Here is a 4,599-nt window from a genome sequence, read left to right on the forward strand (position 1 = left end):
CGAAGCTTGACACTGTGACACCGGCGCGGCCGGAAGGGGGGCGGCGGCACCTCCGCATGCATCCGGTCATCACTTCACCGAGAAGGAGGGGCTGGGCGAGACACGGGCCCGCGCAACGCGATGAACAGTGAACAACCCGAAGATCCTCAGCGGCAACGGCTCCGCGAGCACCTGGAGACCATTCTCATCCGCACCGACAAGGCCGCTTCCTGGCGTGAGGAGGCGAAGCGGCTGCGCGGCCTCGTCAACCACGAGGGCTTCGTCCCGGTCCGCACCCGGCTGGCCGTCGAGGACCTCGACTTCCTGACCGGCGCCCGCGAGGACCTGCTCGCGTTCGCCGAGCTCACCCTGCGGCTGCTCGACCTGCACCAGCCGCGCGACGCCGGCGGCATAACCAGCGACACCGCCCATCCGATCCTGCGCTGCCGCAGCTGCATGTGGCGCTGGCCCTGCCCGACGTTCCGCGCCATGTCCGAGGCCTTCGGCACGGCCTTCGCCCCACTGCCGGAGTCCGCCTGACCGCCACCTCCCACCGGAGTCCGCCCGAACACCCCTTCCCGCCGGGCGGATCACCTCACGAGAGGGCGGATCACCTCACGAGAGGGAGCCGGATCTCGAAACGGCACCCGGGCCCGTCGTTGACCACGCCGATCATCCCGTCGTGCGCCTCGACGATGCCCTGGGCGATCGCCAGCCCGAGCCCGGCTCCCCCGTCCCGGGTGGGGGTGCGGGCGCTCTCGCCCCTGAACGCCACCTCGAACACCCGCGGCAGGTCATCCTCCGGAATGCCGCCGCAGCAGTCGGAGACCGACAGGCACGCCATCCCGGACTCGACCGCGGTCCGCAGCACGACGATCCGTTCGGAGGGCGTGTGCCGGATCGCGTTCACCACGAGGTTTCCGAGCGCCCGGCCGAGCGCTCCCGCGTCGGCCTCCACGGGCACGGCCTCGGCCGCCTCGGCGGCCAGGCGCACGCCCTTCGCGCGGGCCAGCGGCTCGGCCCCGGCGACGGTGTCGGCCACCAGGTCGGCCAGTCCGATGCGGGCCCGCGACAGCCGCAGCGCGCCCGCGTGGATGCGCGACAGCTCGAACAGGTCGTCCACCATCACCGACAGGCGCTCCACCTCGTGCTTGATCTGCCCGTGGTAGCGCGCCACGGTCGCCGGGTCCGACACGACCCCGTCCTCCAGCGCCTCCGCCATCGCGCGCATCCCGGCGAGCGGGGTGCGCAGGTCGTGGCTCACCCACGCCACCAGCTCACGCCGCGCCTCCTCCAGGGCGCGTTCGCGCTCGTACGCCTCCTCCAGGGTGTTGGCGATCGTCTGGAGCTCGGCGGGCAGCCCGCGGGGCGCGCTGAACGGCAGGTGCCGTACGGCGGCGACCAATCGCCTGCTCTCGCCCACCACCCGCCTGGCCAGCACGAAGGCCACTCCCAGGCCGACCAGCCCGCCCACGGCGACGACGCTGAGCACGAAGTCGCGGACCGAGCCCTCGATGATCATCTTCAGCGTGATGGCCACCACGCCCGCCAGGGTGGCGGCGATCGAGACCACCATCACGACCGTCAGCATCACGCCGATGGAGCGCGTACGCAGCGACCACATCGCCCACACGCCGAGCCCGGCCACGATCAGCCCGAGCCCCGCGGTGACCGCCACGATCATGCCCAGGTCGCCCATGGCCGCCGCCGCGCGCACCCCGCCGTTCATCCCCCGCTCTCCAGAGGCTCGTAGCGGTATCCGACACCCCACACCGTGACGATCCTACGCGGCTCGGTCGGATCGGGTTCGATCTTCTCGCGCAGCCGCCTGACGTGCACGGTCACCGTGGAGGAGTCGCCGAACGACCAGCCCCACACCTGGTCGAGCAGTGCCGACCGGCTGAACGCCTGGCGCGGGTTGCGCATCAGGTAGGCGAGCAGGTCGAACTCCCTGGCCGTCAGCATCACCTCGTCGCCGCCCCGCCGTACCTCGTGCGCCCCGACGTCGACCACCAGGTCCGCGTCGCGCAGCACGCCCGAACCGCCCGTGACGGACGCGCCGCGCGCCCGCCGCAGCACCGACTGCACGCGCAGCGCGAGCTCGCGCGGGCTGAACGGCTTGGTCACGTAGTCGTCGGCGCCCGTCTCCAGGCCGACCACCCTGTCGATCTCCTCACCCAGCGCGGTCAGCATGATCACCGGGACCGGCCAGCGCTCCCTGAGCTTCCTGCACACCTGCAGCCCGTCGACCTTGGGCAGCATCAGGTCGAGCACCATCAGGTCGGGCGGGCGGGCCAACGCCCGGCGCAGCGCCTCCGCGCCGTCGCCGACGCACTCGACCTCGTGGCCGTCGCGCTCCAGGTAGCGCGCCACCACCTCGGCCACGGTCGGGTCGTCGTCGACCACCAGGATGCGCGTGTTCACGCTTTCACGGTACGGCGGGGCGACGCCGGACCGACAGCCGCGTCATCGGTCCGTAAGACGCGCGGATCATGGCCACAGGACGTACGGTGGGCTCATGAGTCGAGTCGTCATGCTCGTGCTGGGCGCCCTTCTGGCGCTCTTCGTGCTGTTCAACTTCATCCTGCCCATGCTGATGGGCCTGCTCAAGGTGGCCCTGATCATCGGCGTGATCGGCCTGCTCGTCTTCATCGCGGTGACCGTGGTCGGCAAGTCGTCGTCCCGCTGAGCTCCTCGTCGCCGTGACCCTGTTCCTGCTCGACCCCTGGCTCGTGGGCGTGACCATGGTGGCGGTCCTGCTGCTGGTCAGCTGGGCCGCCAGACTGCTGCCCGTCGGCGGCGCGGAGCCGTCGGCGTCCCCGCTGGTCTACGCCCGGCGCACGGCCTTCCAGCGCCAGCGCGATCCCGACGCGGCCGGCCGCCCGCGTCCACGAGCTCCATCATCCTGCCCCGCTTCCGATTAGGCGGGGCTCTGTCCGACGAGCCCTGATCGTCTTCTCCGACTCGATCCGATTGAAGGGCTCATGATCGACTCTCTAGTCACGTTCGTCGTCGGCCTGTCCGGGGGGCACGCCGCACTCGCCATCGTGCTGTTCACGCTGGCCGTACGGGTGCTGTTGCTCCCGCTGAGCATCCGGCAGGCGCGCAGCGCCCGCGTCAAGGAGCGCCTGGCGCCGAGGCTCGGCCAGTTGCGCAAGCGCTTCGGGCGCGATCCGCAGCGGCTGAGCAAGGAGATCTCCGCGCTCTACGCCAAGGAGGGCACGTCGCCGTTCGCCGGGATCCTGCCGGGGCTGGCGCAGGTGCCGTTCATGTGGCTGGTGTATCAGGTCGCCACGCATCCGACCGCGCTCGCCGGCCAGTACCTGCTGGGCGCACCGCTGGGACACCAGGTCGCCGGAGTGGTAGCCAATTACGGTCTGATCAGTTGGCCGTTTTTGGTCTTCGTTGTGCTGATCGCGTTGATCGCGCTGGTCGCGTGGCTGTCGTCCCGCAAGATCAGGGCGACGCTGACCGCGGAGCAGCCCGAGGCCGTCCGGAAAGTCCTGCCGCTGCTGCCGTTCGGCTCGGTGCTCGCCGCCGCGGTGCTCCCTCTGGCCGCCGGTCTGTACCTGCTCGTCTCCGCGGCATGGACCGTGGGCGAGCGCGCCGTCCTGGCCGCCCGGCCTCTCTGAACGACCGCTATCCGGCCTCTCTGAGTGCCGCGACGTGCCCGTTCATCGAGCCGTTGCCGTTGGGCGCGGACAGGATGGCCCACACGGTCGTCATGTCGCCGTCGTGGCGGACGCCCCAGCTCTCGGCCACGTACTCCACGATGCCGAGCCCCCTGCCCCCCAGCGAGGACAGGGTGGGGCGGCCCGCGCGCGGCTCGGTGGCGGCTCCCCCGTCGCTCACCGCGACCTCGATCCGGTCGCCATTGCGCAGCCACGCCACCTTGACCATGCCCGACGGCAGCGGATGCGCGTGCCTGAGCGCGTTGCTGAGCAGCTCGCTGACCACCAGCACGGCGTCATCGATCGCCGCACCGAAGACGCCGAGATCCCGCAGGTCAGTGCTCAGACGCTGGCGGGCAACGGCGACGCTGGACGGCGCGTACGGCAGCAGCACCACGCTTGACACACCCACCTCCCCGTCTACCAGTGCCCCCCGTGGAACACTCCCCGGTACGACCGAAATGCCCCGTTACTCGTTCCCAGAAACCGCATCTCGATCACAGCTTGTACACATTGGACTGCAGGTCAGCGGAACCGTGACCACCTCGTTACCGCATCGGTGTGTCGGATCGGCTAAGGGACTCGGTACCCATGACGAGCCTCATCCGGGTGCCCCCACCGGCCCTCGGATGCGCGCTCACATCGCCGCCCTGCGCCCTGGCGAGGCTGCGCACGATGTAGAGACCCAGGCCGACACCCCCGAACCTTCTCCGATCACCGCTGTCCACCTGGACGAAGCGCTCGAAGATCCGTTCGCGGTCGGGCGGGGCGATGCCGACGCCCTCGTCGTCGACGACCACGACCACCGTGTCGTCCTCCGGCCACGCCTCGACCCTGATCAGGCCGCCCTTCGGTGAGTACTTGAACGCGTTCTCCAGCAACTGGGCGAGCACGATGTCGGTCGCCAGCTCGTCGCCCCAGACCCGCGGCAGCCCGTCGGGGATGACCA

Annotated in this window: 8 protein-coding genes; 4 read left to right on the forward strand and 4 right to left on the reverse strand. The window is 70.7% G+C overall.

Features of this window, described 5'->3' with window-relative positions; all coding sequences use genetic code 11:
• The first annotated feature begins 120 nt into the window (after positions 1-120).
• Positions 121-519: a hypothetical protein gene (locus DAT37_RS12335; protein WP_109524910.1), complete on the forward strand. Its 399-nt coding sequence runs from the start codon at positions 121-123 to the stop codon at positions 517-519.
• Between the two features lie 70 nt (positions 520-589).
• On the opposite strand, the gene DAT37_RS12340 is transcribed toward DAT37_RS12335, so the two are convergent.
• Together DAT37_RS12340 and DAT37_RS12345 are read right to left on the reverse strand one after the other, a co-directional pair.
• Entirely contained in the window at positions 590-1,708 is a 1,119-nt protein-coding gene (locus DAT37_RS12340) for a sensor histidine kinase (protein ID WP_232839704.1), read from the reverse strand.
• Positions 1,705-2,403 (reverse strand): response regulator transcription factor, encoded by a 699-nt coding sequence (locus tag DAT37_RS12345; RefSeq protein WP_109524911.1) that lies wholly within the window; start codon positions 2,401-2,403, stop codon positions 1,705-1,707. The genes DAT37_RS12340 and DAT37_RS12345 overlap by 4 nt, the downstream gene beginning before the upstream one ends.
• Positions 2,404-2,497: 94 nt before the next feature.
• Here DAT37_RS12345 and DAT37_RS44070 point away from each other — a divergent pair, with 94 nt between their 5' ends.
• Genes DAT37_RS44070 through DAT37_RS12355 form a run of 3 tightly spaced genes read left to right on the forward strand, consistent with a single transcriptional unit; the run spans position 2,498 to position 3,611 of the window.
• Positions 2,498-2,668 carry a hypothetical protein gene (locus DAT37_RS44070; protein WP_157978454.1) on the forward strand — a complete coding sequence of 57 codons (171 nt, stop codon included), beginning with the start codon at positions 2,498-2,500 and terminating at the stop codon, positions 2,666-2,668.
• Between the two features lie 13 nt (positions 2,669-2,681).
• A complete protein-coding gene (locus DAT37_RS12350; RefSeq protein ID WP_109524912.1) occupies positions 2,682-2,903 on the forward strand; it encodes a DUF6412 domain-containing protein in 222 nt (73 codons plus the stop codon).
• A 60-nt stretch (positions 2,904-2,963) separates the two neighbouring features.
• On the forward strand, positions 2,964-3,611 hold the full coding sequence (locus DAT37_RS12355; protein WP_109524913.1) for a YidC/Oxa1 family membrane protein insertase: 648 nt from the start codon (positions 2,964-2,966) through the stop codon (positions 3,609-3,611).
• Positions 3,612-3,618: 7 nt separating this feature from the next.
• On the opposite strand, the gene DAT37_RS12360 is transcribed toward DAT37_RS12355, so the two are convergent.
• Entirely contained in the window at positions 3,619-4,056 is a 438-nt protein-coding gene (locus tag DAT37_RS12360; RefSeq protein WP_198654219.1) for an ATP-binding protein, read from the reverse strand.
• A gap of 142 nt (positions 4,057-4,198) precedes the next feature.
• The coding region (locus tag DAT37_RS12365) for a sensor histidine kinase (RefSeq protein WP_198654220.1) at positions 4,199-4,599 on the reverse strand (401 nt) is incomplete at its 5' end.

It is taken from the genome of Nocardia aurea, assembly GCF_003123685.1.
GTDB lineage: Bacteria > Actinomycetota > Actinomycetes > Mycobacteriales > Mycobacteriaceae > Nocardia > Nocardia aurea.